6 protein-coding genes, 4 tRNA genes and 2 rRNA genes are annotated in these 18806 nt (G+C 51.0%); 9 read left to right on the plus strand and 3 right to left on the minus strand.

From position 1 onward, the window contains the following. Positions 1–11: 11 nt before the first annotated feature. The 6 genes from I2G69_RS01875 (at position 12) to I2G69_RS01900 (ending at position 3713) form a co-directional block, all read left to right on the plus strand. Positions 12–88, plus strand: a tRNA-Ile gene (locus tag I2G69_RS01875). Positions 89–300: 212 nt separating this feature from the next. Then, positions 301–3133, plus strand: a 23S ribosomal RNA gene (locus I2G69_RS01880). Positions 3134–3255: 122 nt separating this feature from the next. Continuing rightward, positions 3256–3331: transfer RNA gene (locus tag I2G69_RS01885), tRNA-Lys, on the plus strand. 50 nt (positions 3332–3381) lie between these two features. Then, positions 3382–3456, plus strand: a tRNA-Glu gene (locus I2G69_RS01890). Positions 3457–3513: 57 nt separating this feature from the next. Beyond that, positions 3514–3630: ribosomal RNA gene (gene rrf, locus I2G69_RS01895) — 5S ribosomal RNA — on the plus strand. A gap of 7 nt (positions 3631–3637) precedes the next feature. After that, a tRNA-Asn gene (locus I2G69_RS01900) sits at positions 3638–3713 on the plus strand. Positions 3714–3874: 161 nt separating this feature from the next. On the opposite strand, the gene I2G69_RS01905 is transcribed toward I2G69_RS01900, so the two are convergent. Then, positions 3875–4747, minus strand: coding sequence for a LysR family transcriptional regulator (locus I2G69_RS01905; protein ID WP_195560103.1), 873 nt, complete (start codon positions 4745–4747; stop codon positions 3875–3877). 1194 nt (positions 4748–5941) lie between these two features. Here I2G69_RS01905 and I2G69_RS01910 point away from each other — a divergent pair. Then, positions 5942–14575: a discoidin domain-containing protein gene (locus tag I2G69_RS01910; protein WP_195560104.1), complete on the plus strand. Its 8634-nt coding sequence runs from the start codon at positions 5942–5944 to the stop codon at positions 14573–14575. Positions 14576–15416: 841 nt separating this feature from the next. On the opposite strand, the gene I2G69_RS01915 is transcribed toward I2G69_RS01910, so the two are convergent. Continuing rightward, on the minus strand, positions 15417–16460 hold the full coding sequence (locus tag I2G69_RS01915) for an N-acetylmuramoyl-L-alanine amidase (protein ID WP_087234019.1): 1044 nt from the start codon (positions 16458–16460) through the stop codon (positions 15417–15419). Between the two features lie 208 nt (positions 16461–16668). On the opposite strand from I2G69_RS01915, the gene I2G69_RS01920 reads away from it, so the two are divergent. Both I2G69_RS01920 and I2G69_RS01925 read left to right on the plus strand, forming a co-directional pair. Next, complete coding sequence (locus I2G69_RS01920) at positions 16669–17373, plus strand: 5'-methylthioadenosine/adenosylhomocysteine nucleosidase (protein ID WP_243254745.1); 705 nt, start codon at positions 16669–16671, stop codon at positions 17371–17373. Positions 17374–17483: 110 nt separating this feature from the next. Next, positions 17484–18077, plus strand: coding sequence for a cyclase family protein (locus I2G69_RS01925; RefSeq protein WP_191441312.1), 594 nt, complete (start codon positions 17484–17486; stop codon positions 18075–18077). Positions 18078–18148: 71 nt separating this feature from the next. Here I2G69_RS01925 and lexA read toward each other — a convergent pair whose 3' ends face one another. After that, a complete protein-coding gene (gene lexA / locus I2G69_RS01930; protein WP_087234025.1) occupies positions 18149–18733 on the minus strand; it encodes a transcriptional repressor LexA in 585 nt (194 codons plus the stop codon). Between the last annotated feature and the right edge of the window lie 73 nt (positions 18734–18806).

Here is an 18806-nt window from a genome sequence, read left to right on the forward strand (position 1 = left end):
GCCGGAAATATGGGCTTATAGCTCAGCCGGTTAGAGCGCACGCCTGATAAGCGTGAGGTCGGTGGTTCGAGTCCACTTAAGCCCACCAGCAGGGAAACCTGCGAAAAGAAAATAGGAAGTTTCGCGAAGGGCTTGGAAACGAGCTGAGCAAGATTTCGAGAGAAATCGCAGCGAGCGAAACGGACTATGTCCGTACATTGAAAACTGAATAAAGAAGCAGATAGAACGAGAAAAAGAACTTTGTAAAGTTTCGATTTTAAGTGAAATCTACAATTTCAAGAAGAACCAAGAGAAACACATGGTCAAGCTACAAAGAGCGCAAGGGGAATGCCTTGGCACTGAGAGCCGAAGAAGGACGCGACTAACTGCGATAAGCCACGGGGAGCCGTAAGTGGGCGCTATATCCGTGGATTTCCGAATGGAGCAATCCGGCTGGAGTCATGTCCAGTCATCGTGCACTGAATCCATAGGTGTACGAGGGGAACCGCCTGAACTGAAACATCTAAGTAGGGCGAGGAAGAGAAATCAACCGAGATTCCGCTAGTAGTGGCGAGCGAACGCGGAAGAGGCCAAACCAGAGGTAGCAATACCTCTGGGGTTCGGACAGTAATATGTACGCAGCGATCTAGCAGAATGGTTTGGGAAAGCCAACGAAACAGTGTGAGAGTCACGTATGCGAAAGGTCAAAGCGGCTAGCTGTATCCAGAGTACCGCCGGACACGTGAAACCCGGTGGGAAGACGGGGGGACCACCCTCCAAGCCTAAATACTACTCAGTGACCGATAGTGTAGAGTACTGTGAAGGAAAGGTGAAAAGGACCCCGGAAGGGGAGTGAAAAAGAACCTGAAACCTTGTGCTTACAAGCACCGAGAGCTCGTCAAAGAGTGATCGGGTACCTTTTGTAGAATGGTCCGGCGAGTGTGTGTAACTGGCAAGGTTAAGGACTTCAGGTCCGGAGCCGCAGCGAGAGCGAGTCTGAATAGGGCGTATGAAGTCAGTTGTACACGACCCGAAACCGGGTGACCTACCCATGTCCAGGTTGAAGTGGAGGTAAAACTCCATGGAGGACCGAACCGACTCCCGTTGAAATGGTAGCGGATGAGGTGTGGGTAGCGGAGAAATTCCAATCGAACCCGGAGATAGCTGGTTCTCTCCGAAATAGCTTTAGGGCTAGCCTCGTATTAGATTACCGGAGGTAAAGCACTGAATGGTCTAGGGGCCGAGAGGCTACCGAAACCTATCAAACTCAGAATGCCGGATAATTGATGTACGGGAGTCAGACAGTGTGAGATAAGTTTCATTGTCAAAAGGGAAACAGCCCAGACCCACAGCTAAGGTCCCAAAATATTGTTAAGTGGAAAAGGATGTGGGGTTGCCCAGACAACCAGGATGTTGGCTTAGAAGCAGCCACTCATTAAAAGAGTGCGTAATAGCTCACTGGTCGAGTGACCCTGCGCCGAAAATTTAACGGGGCTAAACAGTATACCGAAGCTTGGGATTCCGTAAGGGATGGTAGGAGAGCGTCGAATGAGGGGTGAAGTCATAGCGGAAGCGGTGGTGGACTTCATTCGAGTGAGAATGCCGGAATGAGTAGCGCGAAATGTGTGAGAATCATATTGGCCGAAAGTCTAAGGTTTTTGGAGGAAGGTTCGTCCGCTCCAAGTAAGCCGGGAGCTAAGGCGAGGCCGAAAGGCGTAGTCGATGCACATACGGTGGACATTCCGTAGCCGCCGAAAGATTTAAGATAAGTGACACCCTGGAAAGGCATGACCCGGGCGATGGTTGCCCCGGGCGTAAGGGACCGAAATTAGAGTAGGGAAGCATGTTGGACCGGGGGCGAGAAAAGCTTATTGTATATTTTAGGCGCCCGTACCGCAAACCGACACAGGTAGATGGGAAGAGAATTCTAAGGCCAACGGGAGAAGGGTAGTTAAGGAACTCGGCAAATTGGTCCCGTAACTTAGGGAAAAGGGACGCCACGGAGACGTGGCCGCAGTGAATAGGCCCAGGCGACTGTTTAGCAAAAACACAGGTCTCTGCTAAATCGAAAGATGAAGTATAGGGGCTGACACCTGCCCGGTGCTGGAAGGTTAAGAGGAGATGTGCAAGCATTGAATTGAAGCCCCAGTAAACGGCGGCCGTAACTATAACGGTCCTAAGGTAGCGAAATTCCTTGTCGGGTAAGTTCCGACCCGCACGAATGGTGTAACGATCTGGGCACTGTCTCAATTACCCGCCCGGCGAAATTGTAGTACCGGTGAAGATGCCGGTTACCCGCGACAAGACGGAAAGACCCCATGGAGCTTTACTGCAGTTTAATATTGGGTTTCGGTAATTTATGTACAGGATAGGTGGGAGACTTGGAAACTAGCACGCCAGTGTTAGCGGAGTCACCCTTGGGATACCACCCTTAAGTTGCTGGAATTCTAACCTGCGGCCGTGAATCCGGCCGGGGGACATTGTTAGACGGGCAGTTTGACTGGGGCGGTCGCCTCCAAAAAGGTAACGGAGGCGCTCAAAGGTTGGCTCAGCACGGACGGAAACCGTGCCTTAGAGTGTAAACGCGTAAGCCAGCCTAACTGCGAGGGTGACGGCCCGAGCAGTAACGAAAGTTGGAGTTAGTGATCCGGCGGTATGAGAGTGGAATTGCCGTCGCTCAACGGATAAAAGCTACCCTGGGGATAACAGGCTGATCTCCCCCAAGAGTCCACATCGACGGGGAGGTTTGGCACCTCGATGTCGGCTCATCACATCCTGGGGCTGTATTCGGTCCCAAGGGTTCGGCTGTTCGCCGATTAAAGTGGTACGCGAGCTGGGTTCAGAACGTCGTGAGACAGTTCGGTCCCTATCTGTCGTGGGCGTAGGATATTTGAGGAGAGCTGTCCTTAGTACGAGAGGACCGGGATGGACGCACCTCTGGCGCACCAGTTGTTCCGCCAGGAGCACAGCTGGGCAACTATGTGCGGATCGGATAAACGCTGAAAGCATCTAAGCGTGAAGCCGACTCCAAGATAAGATATCCCATAGCATAAGCTAGTAAGGCCCCTTGAAGACTACAAGGTTGATAGGCTGCGTGTGTAAGCATGGTAACATGTTCAGCTTGGCAGTACTAATAGGCCGAGGGCTTGACCATAGTTCCTTGGTTCAAAGCTTTTTCCAATAGCTTCTATCTCAATTCTTTATTCAGTTTTCAGTGTACTGGCAAAAGGTATACTGGCGAATGGTAAGTCGCGGAAGCGGCGAGGCCACAGGTCTGCACCATTAGCTCAGTTGGTAGAGCACCTGACTCTTAATCAGGGTGTCCCGGGTTCGAGTCCCTGATGGTGCACCAAAGAAGGTCAGAGAGGGGCCGGAACCCTCCGGCTCCTGAGCTGACGATATGGCCCGTTGGTCAAGCGGTTAAGACAGCGGCCTCTCACGCCGTTAACGTGGGTTCGATTCCCGCACGGGTCACCAAAAGCAAACAAGGAAAAATGAATATAGAGCTATTTACACAGGAATGTGATAAATAGAGTTGGTGTTGATGACGATGAGGGTCCACCCGTTCCCATCCCGAACACGGAAGTTAAGCTCATTAGTGCCGAAGATACTTGGCTGGTGACGGCCCGGGACAATAGGAAGACGCCAACACAAACATTCCTCCTTAGCTCAGCCGGTAGAGCATGCGGCTGTTAACCGCAGGGTCGTTGGTTCGAGTCCAACAGGGGGAGCCATTTGATGAAGGAACTACTTTTTGTAGTTCCTTTTTCGTTTATTTAGTAATACGAAAACTTAGATGCGATAAAAAAGAAGCGTTCGATGAGAAAACTCTCGGACGCTTCTTTTTTATACGATTGAGGAAGATGAAGCGGCCATTCGCTCCAATTATCCGGCCTTATTCCTCTTTGTTAACACAATCATATAGATGTTGATAGAGCTGATCAGACACCAGGCCCTTGATGTTGTTTGACCTAGCGACAAAAAAGAATTCTAAAGACATCTCTGGATCGTGGGGATACAGTACATTTGTATTCGGAAAATGCAGCAACGAAAGTGCATGTTCCCCCAAAAAGCAGACACCGATATCCTGTGCGCATTGGTGCATTGCCGTGAAGGGAGAAAAGGTTCGGATTACTTTTGAGAAGGGCAATCCCTTTTTTGCCATACGTTTCAAAAATTTATCATATGTATTGAATAGGCGTTCGCTTATTATAATAGTTTGCCCTTTTAGGAGTGTCAGGTCAGGAGGGTTACTTTTGGTAATCGGGTGTTGTGCGCTGACGATCAATGCAAGATATTCCCTATAAAAAGGACGAACATACCATTTCCCAGAATTGACCAAATCGCTCACGATCGCGGCGTCGTAACTCCCTTTTTCCAAACCAGAAATCCATTCCTCTTCATCAACTTCTGTGTAGGAAATCGGCCGTCCGGCAAATTGATTCGGCAACCGGTTTGTGAAGATCGCACTTGCGCCATTTGGAACAGAGATTTGAATATCTTGAGATTCGGAATACTGTTTCAAATGATTTTGAGTTGTATCGATCAAATCAAGAATCTGATGTCCCTGTTGCAGAAGATATGTCCCCGCATCCGTCAATGTAACGCCTGAGTGTGAGCGTATAAATAATGTACACTGCAATTCATTTTCCAGGCTATTTATGGCTTTGCTAAGTCCCTGCTGAGAGATAAATAGCCTAGAGGCCGTTTTTGACATATTCATATCTTTACAGATTTCAAGAAAATAATAAAGCCATTTAAGTGTCAAAATTAGATCCTCCCCCATAAAGATATATATAAGTTTACAGTATTTGTATCGTATCACAAAATAATTGCCTGTGTCAAATGCAAGCCGCTATGACCATTGGCAATAATAGACAAAATGACACTGCTATTTTTCTGTATAAAACAAGACTTTGCATGGATCAAGGTATAGAATGAAGGATATGTAAAGATTTATCAACATGCATCCCATTGAAGGCCAGCCGGGGGATTTTTCAGGAAATTTGGAAACCGGAAATGGAATTTTAGGTGTATCAAAGAGTATATGTATTATTTAAAAGCGCGACAATATTATCAGAGTGAAATTACTTTTCAAATATTGGGGATAAATTATTTTTAAGAAAAAATATTCGCGAGATAGTGAGAGAAGCATGTGGCTCTCAGAAAGGAAGAAAAAATACATAGAAAGACTTAGCGAAAATGTCCTATTCCCAATACATTCCATATTTTTATTAGTCCAATTGAAAAACATAACATTATAGAAGAAATTGTACAAATCTTTACGATAGCGGAATAGGAGCATGAAAAGGCAAGGAATCGTTTGAAAGATTCATAATGAAGAAAGAACTTCGATGGAACAAGGGGGATTTTTTTGACTTCCAAGTTGTTAGAGAATATAAAGATAAGATTTATACAATTTATACAATATCATTGTTTGAATAATCTTGTCATTTTTGTTACCAAGTGGAAGTTGTAATTAAAATTCCTATTTGCAATAAATTCAGAAACAAGTTCAAGAGCTTTTAAAAGAAAATTCCTAGTTGAAATAAACCATAAGGATATGATTGCTATAAAACAGATGAAATTGTACTATAGAAATCACATGTTTTATATAATATAGATAAAAAGAAACTGCTTGTTTTATATTCCACAATTTTATGTCCAGAAGCAACAAATAACAATTGTTTTACAAATTTTTGGAATACTTCTATAATGAAAGAAACTTTGTAACGACAAACACCGAGGCCGCTCAGTTGTGTGAATTTTTAACTGCGGTTTGTTGAGATCAAAACAAGAATCAGTCATTAGGCAGGCTTTATGATGCTGTTTAGGTGTCAAAAGCTTTTGTCTAGTGATGTTTTGTTTTGATCTAATTTCACACATCGGGTGAGATGGGAAAGGAGGAAATGGATTCAGAGAGTATGCGTTTGTTCCAAAGTGACATAAGGAGGTAAATTTTTTGAAAAGAGAAGGAATGTTTTGGAAGCGCATCATGGGCGGCGTATTGAGCCTGACCATGACGCTTTCCATGGTAACAAGTACCATGGGGACAGCATTCGCGGCTGAAAAGAGTGAAGAAGACGGCTACCAAATCTATCCGCAGGTGCATTACGCGGGTTACGGTACGGATACCCTGTCGCTCTTGGATGGCGTCAATGTGGTCTTGGAGGATGACTTGGATCCTTATACGGTGTCCAAGGCGGAAACCGTATTGGAGGAGCACGGCATAGATGCAACCTTCTCCGATGTGGCTTCCGAGGATCAGGTAAATCTCTTCGTGGGCGTACATAACGACGAAGGTGAAGACGATGCCTATCTGGATGGAAAATACGATGCCAGCAATTCGGTTGACCAGATTGACGGCTATGTATTGTCTGTCAATAGTGCAGACCAGACCATCGCCATCACGGGTGCGACGAGCGACGCCGCATTCTATGGCCTGGTAACGTTGGGCCAAATTTTGGATCAGGCGGACGGCGAAGTCCGCGATCTGTTGATTGAAGACTACGCAAGCATTGAATTCCGCGGCTTCATTGAAGGTTTTTATGGCACATGGAGCCATGAAAACCGCAAGAGCATCATGGAGTACTGCGGGCAGTTCAAAATGAACTCCTATCTCTACGGCCCGAAGAATGATCCGTATCACAATGGGCAGTGGAGAGATCCCTATCCAGATGACAAACTGGCGGAGATCAAAGAACTGGTCGAGCTGGGCCGTGAGACCAAGGTGCAGTTCGTCTGGGCAGCCCATCCGGGCGGGAGCATTGACCTGGGATCGGAAGAAGACCTTCAGGCGTTGCTTGACAAATTTGACCAGCTGTATAGCATCGGCGTTCGTCAGTTCGGCTTGTTCTTCGACGATGCTTCCACTGATTTCACGCATTTGGACACATTTGCAGCTGGAATCCAGGATTATATTGAATCGAAGGGCGATGTGCGGCCTTTGATCTTCTGCCCGCAGGTCTACCGGAAAGACGACGGGACGACCGGCACGCAGAATCATCTGAAGATGCTGGACGAAGCGCTTCCTGAGGATGTACAGATTATGTGGACGGGCGACTGGGTCGTTTCGCAGGTTGACCAGGGTATGATCGACTGGTTCTGTGAATATGCCAACCGCCCGGTGTATGTCTGGTGGAACTATCCCGTCAACGATTTGGGCCGCGCTGGCTATGCGCACATGGGGCCGTCCAATGGCCTGTATCCGGATGTGGAAAACATCTCCGGTTTGGTTTCTAACCCGATGAACCAGGCGCAAATTTCCAAGGTTTCCCTGTTTAGCGTAGCGGACTATACCTGGAATACCCATGATTACGATTCCGACGCCAGCTGGCAGGCATCCTTTGATTGGGTGATCCCGGATGATCCGGAAGCGGCAGAGGCGCTGCGGATCTTCTCCCAGAATTCCACTTACGGCTGGAATCCGTTTAATGCACCGGAATCGGCCTATATCCTGGAGGATATGGAAGCATTTGAGCAGGCGTATGCGAACGGCGAGGATTGCACGGAATCCGGTGGAATCCTTGTGGATCGCTTCCAGGAGCTTGCCGATGCTGTTGAGACACTCAAGGCTTACGAGGGGACAAACGGGATTTCGGAAGAACTCAGCCCCTGGCTGGACAAGATGGGCAATATCGCAGTAGCTGCACGGGATACCGTACAGGGCCTGATGGATCTAGACCTGGTTTCTCTGGACGACCCGGAATCCCTTGCGATGGCGCAGCAGGCATTGACGGATCTGCGCGCACAATACCAAAGCGCAACCGGAACAAACGATAAGGTTGTTGCATCAAAAGAAGTACAACCGTTTATCGAGAACATCCAGTATCTGCTGGAATGCAGAATTCAGTTGGCCCAGGGTGAGGAACCTGTGCCGCGCGGATTCGGCAGTTTCTCCATCAATTATGCGCCCATGCTCGACGGCAGCCTTTCTACGGCAACGGGCACGGATAAATTCAGCCCAGCGGCAAAGGGCTCGTATTTTGGCGTCAACTTGGGGCAGATGACGGACATTACGGACGTCGTCATTACGATGGATGGCACGCATTATTTCAAGAAGGGCCTGTTGGAATGGTCTACCGATGGCAAAACTTGGAATGAAATTGGCGAATACGACACGAATATTGTCTCGGTTGAAGGATTGGAGATCCAGGCGCAGTATCTGCGCTATACCGCTACGGACGAGTTTGTGGACGAATTTACCGGTTCGCCCAACCGCTGGATCAATATCAAGGAATTTGCGATCAATAAGTTGAGCGAACAGCCTGACACCAGTAAAAACCTTGCGCTGCATAAGCCGGTGACCGTTTCAACCGAGAAACCGGACACGACTCCGGCCGCAGCGATGACCGACGGCGACATGAGCACCCGTTGGGGCGCCTCCACAGGCGACTACAACCATGTGGAATACGCCATCGTCGACCTGGGTGAAGTACACGATATCGCAAGATTTACGTCCTATTTCTATGGCGAAACCACCCGCGCGTATCTGTATAAGATCTACACAAGCATCGATGGCCAATCCTATGAGCTTTGTGTGGATCGGAGCAATAACACTACGCGCGGAAAGGTGGACGATGAAGCGCCCGAAGGGACGCAGGCGCGCTATGTCAAGATCGAAGTCAGCCAGTCGAACCCGCCGCAGTACAATGCTTCCCTCTATGAGTTTGAGGTGTATGCGCCGGAGGATAAGACGGTCAACTTGGCTCTGAACTGCAACGCGTCTGCTTCGGCCGACAACTATGGCAACACGCCGGAGAAGGCGTTCGATGGGAGAGTCGCCAAGGATTCCCGCTGGGCGCATGAAAATGGCGGCGTCGGCGATTGGCTCCAGGCGGATCTCGGAAAGGTCTGCAAGATCGATTCGGTAAAGATCTTCTGGGAAGGCATCAACAACTATCAGGTGGGCTATAAGGTGCAGTTGTCAAATGACGCCAGCGAATGGACCGACGTAGCGACTGTCCCGATCGCTGAGCACGAAGAGACAAAGGAACTGGTATTCGACCAGCAGCAGGAAGCACGCTATGTGCGTGTGCTGTGCACCGAGCACACCGGTTATCCCTCCGTCTCGATCTATGAACTGGAAGTTTATGGACCGGACCCGGATGAGGAGCCGGTAGATGAGGACGTCAACCTGGCGCTCGGACGTTTTGCAACAGCTTCTAACGACAACTATGGCAATACGCCGGATAAGGCGGTCGACGGAAAGGTTGGCAAGAGTAACCGCTGGGCCGTTGAAGGCGGCGGCGTTGGCGATTGGCTCCAGGTGGATCTCCGGCAGGTCTGCAAGATTAATTCCGTGAAGATCTTCTGGGAGGGCTTTGGCTCGATTAAGATTGGTTATAAGGTACAGTTGTCAAACGACGGTAAACAATGGACCGACGCGGCAACGGTCCCGATCGCCGAGCACGAGGAGACCAAGACAATCACATTTGAGGAACAGCAGGAAGCGCGCTATGTGCGCGTGCTATGCACCGAGCACAGCGGATATCCCTCGATTTCGATTTATGAGCTTGAGGTTTATGGACCGAAACCAGAACCGTTGCCCGGCGATCTCGATCTGGACCCGGCCAACTATGCGCTTGGCAAGACGGTGGAAGTATCCAGCGAAGAAAGCAACAAAGGCAACGTAGCAACGTACATCACGGATGGCAATCTGGAAACGCGTTGGGCAGCAAATGGCGGAAGCTTCCCGCAGACGGTTACGATTGACCTCGGAAAAGAAGAGGAAATCTCCCAGATTGATACGCTGTTCTACGGCGTAGAGCCGAGAGCGTATCAGTACACGATTTCTACCAGCACGGACGGCGTCACCTTTACCCCGTGCATCGACCGCAGCAACAACACCGAAAGCCAGTGGGTAAAAGATGTGGTTCCGGAAGGGACAACAGCCCGGTATCTCCGGTATGACTTCTCCGGCCTGACGGGCGTCAGCAGTGGCAACGCATCCATCTACGAAGTCCGCATTTGGGCGAAGGATGTCTCCAACATCAATAAGGCGGAGAATCGTTTTGCCGAGGCATCCCAGACCACGCCGGAAAGCAGTGCCGACTATGCGTTGGACGGCGACCTCTCCACCTATTGGGCGAGCGGAAACATTGAGAATACCGCTTCCCTGGAGGTTACGCTTCCCGCAGCAGTTCCGTTCAACCGTCTGAAGCTTCAGTGGAACAACACGGACGCACGTGTGGATTTCCATATCGAGCTTTCCGACAATGGCACGGATTGGAAGTCGATCTATTCTGTAGGCGAACGTGAGATGCAAGCGGAAGAGGAGTTCATCCTGGACGAACAGTATACGTCCAAGTATGTCAAATTGGTGATTGACGCTGTAGAAGGCGGAAATGGCGTAGAACTCTGCGAGTTTGGGCTGTATCAGGATCTGGATTTCGTCGGCAAGATTGACCAGGCGAAGAACCTTCTGAGCTCCATCAAATTGACGGACGAGGATACCAAGCTGGAGATCCCGGAGATGCCGGAAGGCGTTGAAGTGACCTATGGCGGTACCGATTATGAGCAAGTTATCGATGCGAACCGCAACATCCTCAAGCCGTTGGTGGATACCGACGTGATGGTTGAGTACAAACTCGTCAGCGCAACCAACCCGGATGAAACCATTCTGTATGAAGTACCTATGACGGTCCCCGGCCAGTACGACGCGGCCCTTTCGCAGAATGCAAAGCCGAAGGTGCTGCCGGAGCTGCAGCAGTGGTTTGGCCATACGGGGAACTTTGAAATCACCGAAAACAGCCGCATCCTGCTCGATCCTGCATTGGATGAATCGTACAAGGATATGGCGGACCGCTTTGCGGAGGACTATCTGGATATCACCGGCAACCCCATCCAGGTGGAAATCGGCCAAGATTCAGCCGCCGGTGATTTCTACTTCAAGCCGAGCGATATCGAGCTGGAAAAAGAGACCTATGACATGGAGATCGGCGATGCCGTCACCATCCGTATGAGCACGGAGACAGCGGCCTTCTGGTCGACACGTTCCATTCTTCAGATCCTCAAGCAGACTGGCACAACGATCCCGAAGGGCCTGGTGCGCGATTATCCGAAGTACAAGGTCCGTGGGTTCATGTTCGACGTGGCCCGTAAGCCTGTCTCGATGGATTACCTGGAGATGTGGGTCAAGCAGATGTCCTGGTACAAGATGAACGACCTGAACCTGCATCTGTCGGACAACTCGTTTGACTGCACGTATGCCGGATTCCGTCTGGAATCGGATGTGCCGAATCTGACCAGCAAAGACCTCTATTACAAGAAGGATGACTTCCGGAACTTCCTGTTGGATTCCAAGGCGCAGGGCGTGAATATTGTGCCGGAATTTGACACTCCCGGACATTCCCTGGCGTTTGTTTGGGCGCGCCCGGATCTGGGACGCGACGGAAACCCGAACACCAGTTACCTGGATGTCACCAATCCAGAAACCGTAGAATTTATCAAGTCCGTATGGGCGGAGTACATGCAAGAGGACGATCCGGTGTTCCTCGAGGATACTGTGGTCAACATCGGCACGGACGAGTACAAGGGTTCTAATCAGGAAGGCAAGGAAGCGTTCCGGAAATATCAGGACGACCTGTTGCGCTTCATTCGCGACGAAATGAACCATACGCCGCGGCTCTGGGGCTCTCAGACGGAGAACGACGGCGTGACGCCGATCACGGCGGAGAACGTACAGATGTACATGTGGTACGTCGGCTACGCGGATGCCCAGGAGATGTACGACAAGGGCTATCAGATGATCAACATCAACGATGGCGATGTCTATATCGTACCTGGCGCGGGCTATTATTGGGACTATCTGTCTAAGAGCCATATCCTCAATACGTACGACCCGACCAAGATCTATGGCGGCAAACTGGTCGTTCCGGCGGGCGATCCGCAGATGCTCGGCGGTTCCTATGCACTCTGGAACGACAGGACCGGCAAAGGTGAGATCAGCGAAGGCGTGCCGAGAGACAATGGTACCACGGACGTCGAACTGTTTGACCGCATGTTTGACATCCTCCCCACCTTCGGCGAGAAGCTTTGGAGCAGCTGTAAGGACTATGATGTGGCAGCAATTGACGCTTTGACGGAAGAGGTCCTGTATGCGCCAAACACCAACCCGACTTACGAAGTCGACAGCAATACGCAGACGGTCCTGCGCTATGACTTCGAAGATAGCGTAGAAACGCGCGATTCTTCTGCAAATGCAAACAACCTGCTGGGCGAAGGCGTGAACGTATCCTATACGGACGGCCGCGACGGCAAAGCACTGACGTTGGCAGGCGGCGAGAGCTATGTAGAGACGCCGGTTTCGGATGCGCGTATCAATACTACGCTGGATTTCTGGGTCAAGCGCGATGCCGATAGCGACGGCAGCGAGCAGATCTTGTTCGAGTCCTCGATCGGTGCGATCAAGGCCGTACAGAAAGAGACAGGAAAGTTTGGTTTCTCGCGCGACTTCCGTGACTATTCGTTTGACTACACATTGCCCAAGGGCGAGTGGGTACATATTACGATGGTCATGGAATTCACAAAAACCACCCTGTATGTCAATGGAGAAAAGGTTCATACCTTGGAGAATACGGCGACCGGCGGAAACCAGTGGGCGTCTTTGATCACCCCGCTGAACCGGATTGGCAGCACGACGGCAGCCTTTAAGGGCCAGATTGACGATGTGGCATTCTACACCTATGCATCAGCTGCTGATCAGCTGAATGCACTGCCGGTCGACCTGCTGGATGCAGAAACGGGTGTCACCGTCCATGGCGATAGCGGCGTTTTGCCGGCAGACAGCGAACTGTTTGTCGAAGACTTGTCCTCCGGGGCAGCCGTGGACGCACTGAAGAATTCCCTCGCAGGAACGCAGGAGCGATTCAAGGCATATACCGTGGATGTACAGTCCGGCGGCGCAACAGTAACACCCAATGGCGTCGCAACGATTTCCGCACCGGTTCCGGCCCAGCTGAATCCGGATACCCTGCGTGTTGTCGAAGTATCCAATGACGGCGTGATCCGGAATGTGGATTGCACCGTGAAGAACGGCGTTGTTGTATGGCAGAGCGACCACTTCAATGCAGACAGCGCCTTTGTAGTGGTGGGAACCGTGGCATCTAGTTCCGTGGTAATCACCTATAACAGCAAAGACGTCACACTGAAAGTGAACGGCGAGCCGCAGAAGATTGCCGACCTGCTCGGAAAATACGTCATAGAAGACATGACGGATGATATGCAGGTAGAGTTGACGTTTGAACCGCGCAGAGAGGGCGAGCAGTTCCGTGCTGTGACGGTCAACGGCAAGACCGAAAATATCACCGGAAGCTCCTACACGTACACTGTGACGGCAAAAGACGTGGGAACCGAAAGCGATTTCCTGTTTGATGTCACAAACAAGACGATTCTGGAGCAGCTTTATGCATACGCCAAGACTTATGTCGATGATGGCACAGTGGATAAGCTGATCCCGAGCGTAAAAGAAGCGTTCATGAAGGCTTACGATGCTGCTGGAAAGGTTATCGAAGACCCGGCGGCAACGCAGGCAGAGATCGACCAGGCGTGGAGCGACTTGCTGGATGTCATCCATTATTTGGACTTCCAGCCGGGCGATAAGAGCGCCTTGCAAGACCTGTACGATATTTTGAAGAACTTGTCCGAGAGCGATTATACCAGCACAAGCTGGGCGCCGTTCGCGGAAGCCCTGCAACAAGCAGCGGATGTCCTGGCGGACAACGAAGCGCTGGAAAACGACATCACCGCGGCATATGATGCCCTGCTGAATGCGGCTCAGGCCCTGGTAAAAGTTGCGGACCGCACTTCCTTGGATGCTGCGCTTGCAAAAGCAGAGACCGTGGCAAAAGATATCGAGGCTGGAAAGTACTTGCCGGATGGCCAGGAAGAATTCCAAACCGCTTATGCAGCGGCAAAAGCTTTGGATCAGAATGCCACGCAGTCTGCGATTGACGAAGCAGCCCAGGCATTGGTGAAAGCCATGCTGAACCTGCGGAAGATCCCGTCGAGAGAAGAATTGAAAGCATATATTGCAGAAATGGAACGCGTAGACCTGGACGCTTATACAGCGAGCAGTGCCGCAACGTTCCGGAGTGCGCTGGCTGCGGCAAAGGCGGTAGCAGCGGACGAAGAAGCGGATGGACAGATGCTGGCGACAGCGTTCTATCAGCTGCAAGATGCTGAACAGGGCCTGGAAAAGGCGGAGACACCCGCTCCGAATCCTGGAAACGGATCGAAGGGTAGCACTTCCCAGAATTCCTCCAACGCATACGGCGCGGCAGGCGTAGTCTCTGCAGGCCAGAGCGTTGCAGCAGCCGGCGCATATGTGCGCAGCGATACGACCGTAAACTTTACGATGAAGCGTGGGCAGGCATACTGCTTTAAGATGACAGTTTGCAACGGTGATAACACCATGGTCCCGAGCTTTACCGTGGGAGACGGCAGCGTGTTTAAGACGCAGTTCGTTGCACGGATTGGAAACGATTTCTACTATCGCATTTGGGCGGTGGGCGAGAGTGGCCAGTCCTCTGGCATCTATACCACCCTGCCGAATGGCGCACCGCAGAAGCACTGTGTGGTGACCATCGGAGCGTAAGCAATTTTCCTTAGATGCGGAATCAGGCAACAGCCTGGCCGCTACTAGGCAACTATTTGTGTTCCTTTTCTAAATCGTCGCCGTTCGGGCAACCTCACCCCGGATGGCGGACGGGAATCCATAAGCGTTTTTTCTTCTTCCTTCCAAAATATAAAAGGAGCCCGGCTTGTGCCGGGCTCCTTCCTTATATTTAAAGAAAACCACGTGATAGTCGCGTGGTTCAAAAGAAGGCTCGTGCCGATGATATAGAAAGAAAAACTCCTTCTGAATAAGTTTACGGTCTGGAAACTGTAAGAAACAACAGAAGGAGGACATTCAAAAATAAATGACAAGCCGAGTTTCGCACATACAACATGGAATTGCAACCATCACATCGGATTGTCTATCGTAATTTAAACAAATCAGGCCCATGGATTTATCAAAACGGGAAAATCATGTTTCATATGAGCTTGCCTCATGGTGAAGTGTGTGATCTGATCGCCATGGCATCCGCGTTGAAGGATAGGAGGAACGTATTCTACAAAGAAAAAAGCGAGAAGTCAGATGGACTCCCTTGGGATTAAAAGGAGGCAACCGTTCGAAAACCCTTTGCAGAACAGGGGAAGTACGGCATGGCATAAGGCCAATGAAAGGGAAAGGAATATGAACACCTTTGGAAGGGCAGCCGGTAATGGAAATCCCTCTTCAAAGGCTGCAAAAAATAACGGCAAATAAGTCCTCCCCGCCTGGACATAGCTACCGGCCAGCGCCGTAAGGCGCTGGCCGGTAGCTATGGGCTTTTAGCCCTGTGTAAACCACACATTCGACAGGTGGTTTTGATGGTCTATCATAAATATGGATTTCAAGCGGTTGGAGTGATCGGTCCTGTTTCCTCAGTGGAATCCCCTATGTACTCTCCCTCAGCGGAAGCCACCGGGCCGCCGCCAATCTGCATGGTGGGCCCTGTCACGGTGACGGTGCAGCTCACAGATTGGCCCGTTGGAGTAGTAGCCGAAATTACTGTATCGCCAGCACTCATACCCAATACGAAGCCGCCTTGGTCAACGGATGCAACCGCCGGGTTGCTGGAGCGCCAAGTCAAGGTTGGAACTGCCTGGCCGGTTGTAGAAGAGACATTTAAAATAATGGCAGTACCTGTGGAAAGGTTTGCAAAAATACGGTTCATAGAAAGGCCCGCAGCGACCGAAGTACCGGAGCTCCCCTGCGCATATGCGTTCACCGCGTCCGCTAAACTTTTAGCCATGGTGTTGATATTGCTCTTAATCCATGTGACGTCCTGCGCGTTATCGTGGAAAGCAGTTTCAATCAATGCATGGGGCATCGTAGGCAGGTACATCTCCATCAGCGCGTCGTTGTAGGCGAGCTTGATGTTGGATTTGTCTGGATAATTAAAATTCGATTGCAAAACTTTTGCAAAACGTAGGCTTTCCGAGCTCTTTGTATAATAGTAAATACGCGTGCCGCGGGTATTGCCGTTGGCGGCGTTGGAGTGGATCGCCAAATAGAGGTCGCATCCGGTATTTTTGGCTTCGTTCGCACGGTTGGTCAGGAAAGCTTTTTGGGTGGAAGAGGACCCCGTTTGCGCACCTGGCAGGACGTAGTCAATGCCGTAACTCTGCAAGTAGGGGATCATAGCGGTGGCAACCTGCCGCATATAGTATTCCTCGCTGCCGCTGCCGTCGCAATAGGGATTCCAAGGCTGGGCAGACGGGCTTAGGTAGACCTTAAAGCGGCCGTTGGGACCATCGTATTGCTGGGTTGCGATGGTACGCTCCTGTGTAGGCTCTGCTGCCGCGGCCGCAGCGCTGCACAAAGATGCGGAAAACAGGCAGACGGTCAGGCCCAGGGCAACTGCGGAAACAAGTTTTTTCAGTATTCGGTTCATCTTTCTTTCGCTCCATCCTCTCTTTAACACATCGGGTTGTTGAACAGTTCCAATTATATTACAAAAATTCTTTCAATACAACAGAAATTTTGTGATTATGTAAAGCAATTGCATTTCCAACGCCAATCAGGTATACTGTAAAAAAATGGATTTTCAGACGGTTTTTTCCGAAGAAAACCGGTCTGTATTTTTGAGAATGGTGGGATGAATGATGATCGGTATTATTGGTGCAATGGCGATTGAAGTAGAAGAAATTCTTGCAAAACTGGAACATCCACAGACGGAAACCATCAGTGGAATGGACTTTGTGCGCGGCGCCATCCAAGGGGTAGAGTGCGTTGTAGCGCGCTGTAATGTTGGGAAGGTCAATGCGGCGATCTGTGCGCAGACGATGATCCTGCGCTATGCGCCCAGCCGGATTATCAACAGCGGCGTTGCCGGCGGAATCGGCGCGGATGTCAAGATCGGGGACCTGGTCCTAGCGGACGGTGCCATTCAGCACGATGTGGATACCACCCAGATCGGCGACCAGATTGGCATGGTATCCGGAATCAACTTGGTTGTCATCCCCACCTCCTCTGAAATGAATCGGGTGCTTGCCGAGGCTACGAGACGCTGCGCGTACCAGGGAAACGTCCACATTGGGCGGATCGCCTCCGGGGACCAATTTATCAGCAGTGCAGAAAAACTTCATTGGATCGCCTCCACCTTTGGGGCGGTTGCCTGTGAGATGGAGAGCGGAAGTATTGCGCAGGTGTGCTATATCAATGGAACCAAATACACAGCGGTGCGCTGTATTTCCGACAATGCGGATAGCAACGCGGGCGTGGACTATGAGCAATTTTCCACCTTTGCCGCGCATCAGACAACCGAATTGCTTTGCACGGCGCTGCCAATGTTGGAAAATATATAGGAATCGAGCAAGCAGAAATCCCCTACCCATAAAACAAAAGAAACGGACCAGATCTTTCAAAAGATTTCAAAAGATTACAAAAAGTGACAGGGAAAAGGAGGCGGCAGGATATGAAGGTCATCGACATTTCGCGGGAGCTATTTTCTACACCGGTTTATCCGGGGGACCCAGAGCCTCGCCGTGAACTGGTGCGGCGCATGGAGCTGGGGGATTCATACAATCTCTCCGGGTTCTATACCGGGTGCCATTCTGCCACCCACGTGGATGCCCCCCGCCATTTTATCGACGACGGAAAGACGGTGGACGAGCTGGACCTGTCCCGGTTCATGGGGCGCTGCACAGTTGTGTCAGCACACGGGATTGTCACGGGGGCCGACATCGACCGTATCATGCCCTATTGCGAAAAGATCCTATTGTTCAAGGGTGGAGGGGAGGCTTACCTCTCCACAAGCGCTGCATTTGCCTTAGCTGCCGCCGGCGTGACGTTGGTTGGGACGGATGCCTGGAGCATCGGCGCGCCGCATGAGGAGGCGGGGCCGCATGTTGAACTCCTGGGTGCAGATATTCCCATTTTGGAGGGGTTGTGCCTGTCCCATGTGAAGGAGGGTACCTATACATTGGTGGCGTTCCCACTCTACTTGAAGGGGGCGGAAGCCTCCCCTCTCCGGGCAGTGTTGTTGGCGGAAGACGGCGAAGCGGATTAAATTTTGAAAATCAAACGGCGCGGCTCTGCTAAAAGCAGAGCCGCGCCGGTCTGTTTATAGGGGATGTTTGCTCATTTATAATAGCGGATGCTTGCGACGACTTTTCCGATCACGGTGACGTCGGTCGCATAGATGGGTTCATACTCCGGGTTATCGGGCTGCAAGCGGATGCGGTCCGGCTCCCGATACAGATATTTGACCGTCGCCTCATCCTCGATCAGGGCGACGACCATTTCCCCGTCCTCTGCTGTGGATACTTTGCGGGCGATCACAAGGTCCCCGTCCAGGATGCCGGCGCATTTCATGCTTTCCCCGCGCACGCGCAGTGCAAAGTAGTCGTCGGCATTTTGGTTGGGCGGGCAGAAGGGGACATAGCCCTCCACCTCTTCCACTGCGAGGATGGGCTGCCCCGCAGCCACACGGCCAACGACCGGCACCTGTACAGTGGGCTGCTCCCCCACAAGATGGATGGCGCGGTTGAGGCCGGCGTCGCGGCTGATATATCCCTCGCGTTCCAGTGTCTTCAGGTGCGCGTGGACGCTGGACGTGGATTTCAGGCCGGTCGCTTTGCAGATTTCCCGAACGGTCGGAGGAAGGCCGCCCTGTGCCCGGCTTTTTAAATAGTCGTATACTTTCTTTTGGCTTTCTGTCAACATATCGCATCCTCACTTTCCTGGTGGTGGTTTTCGATCCATTTCCGGAGCCATTCGGAAGAGCATGTTAGAAAAA

The sequence above is a fragment of the Anaeromassilibacillus sp. D41t1_190614_C2 genome (assembly GCF_015558525.1).
GTDB classification, from domain to species: domain Bacteria; phylum Bacillota; class Clostridia; order Oscillospirales; family Acutalibacteraceae; genus Anaeromassilibacillus; species Anaeromassilibacillus stercoravium.

Excerpts from the sequence above, each read along its gene's own strand:
- I2G69_RS01920 (WP_243254745.1), top strand. The coding sequence starts at position 16,669 with ATGATGATCGGTATTATTGGTGCAATGGCGATTGAAGTAGAAGAAATT.
- I2G69_RS01925 (WP_191441312.1), top strand. The coding sequence starts at position 17,484 with ATGAAGGTCATCGACATTTCGCGGGAGCTATTTTCTACACCGGTTTAT.
- I2G69_RS01915 (WP_087234019.1), bottom strand. The coding sequence starts at position 16,460 with ATGAACCGAATACTGAAAAAACTTGTTTCCGCAGTTGCCCTGGGCCTG.
- lexA (WP_087234025.1), bottom strand. The coding sequence starts at position 18,733 with ATGTTGACAGAAAGCCAAAAGAAAGTATACGACTATTTAAAAAGCCGG.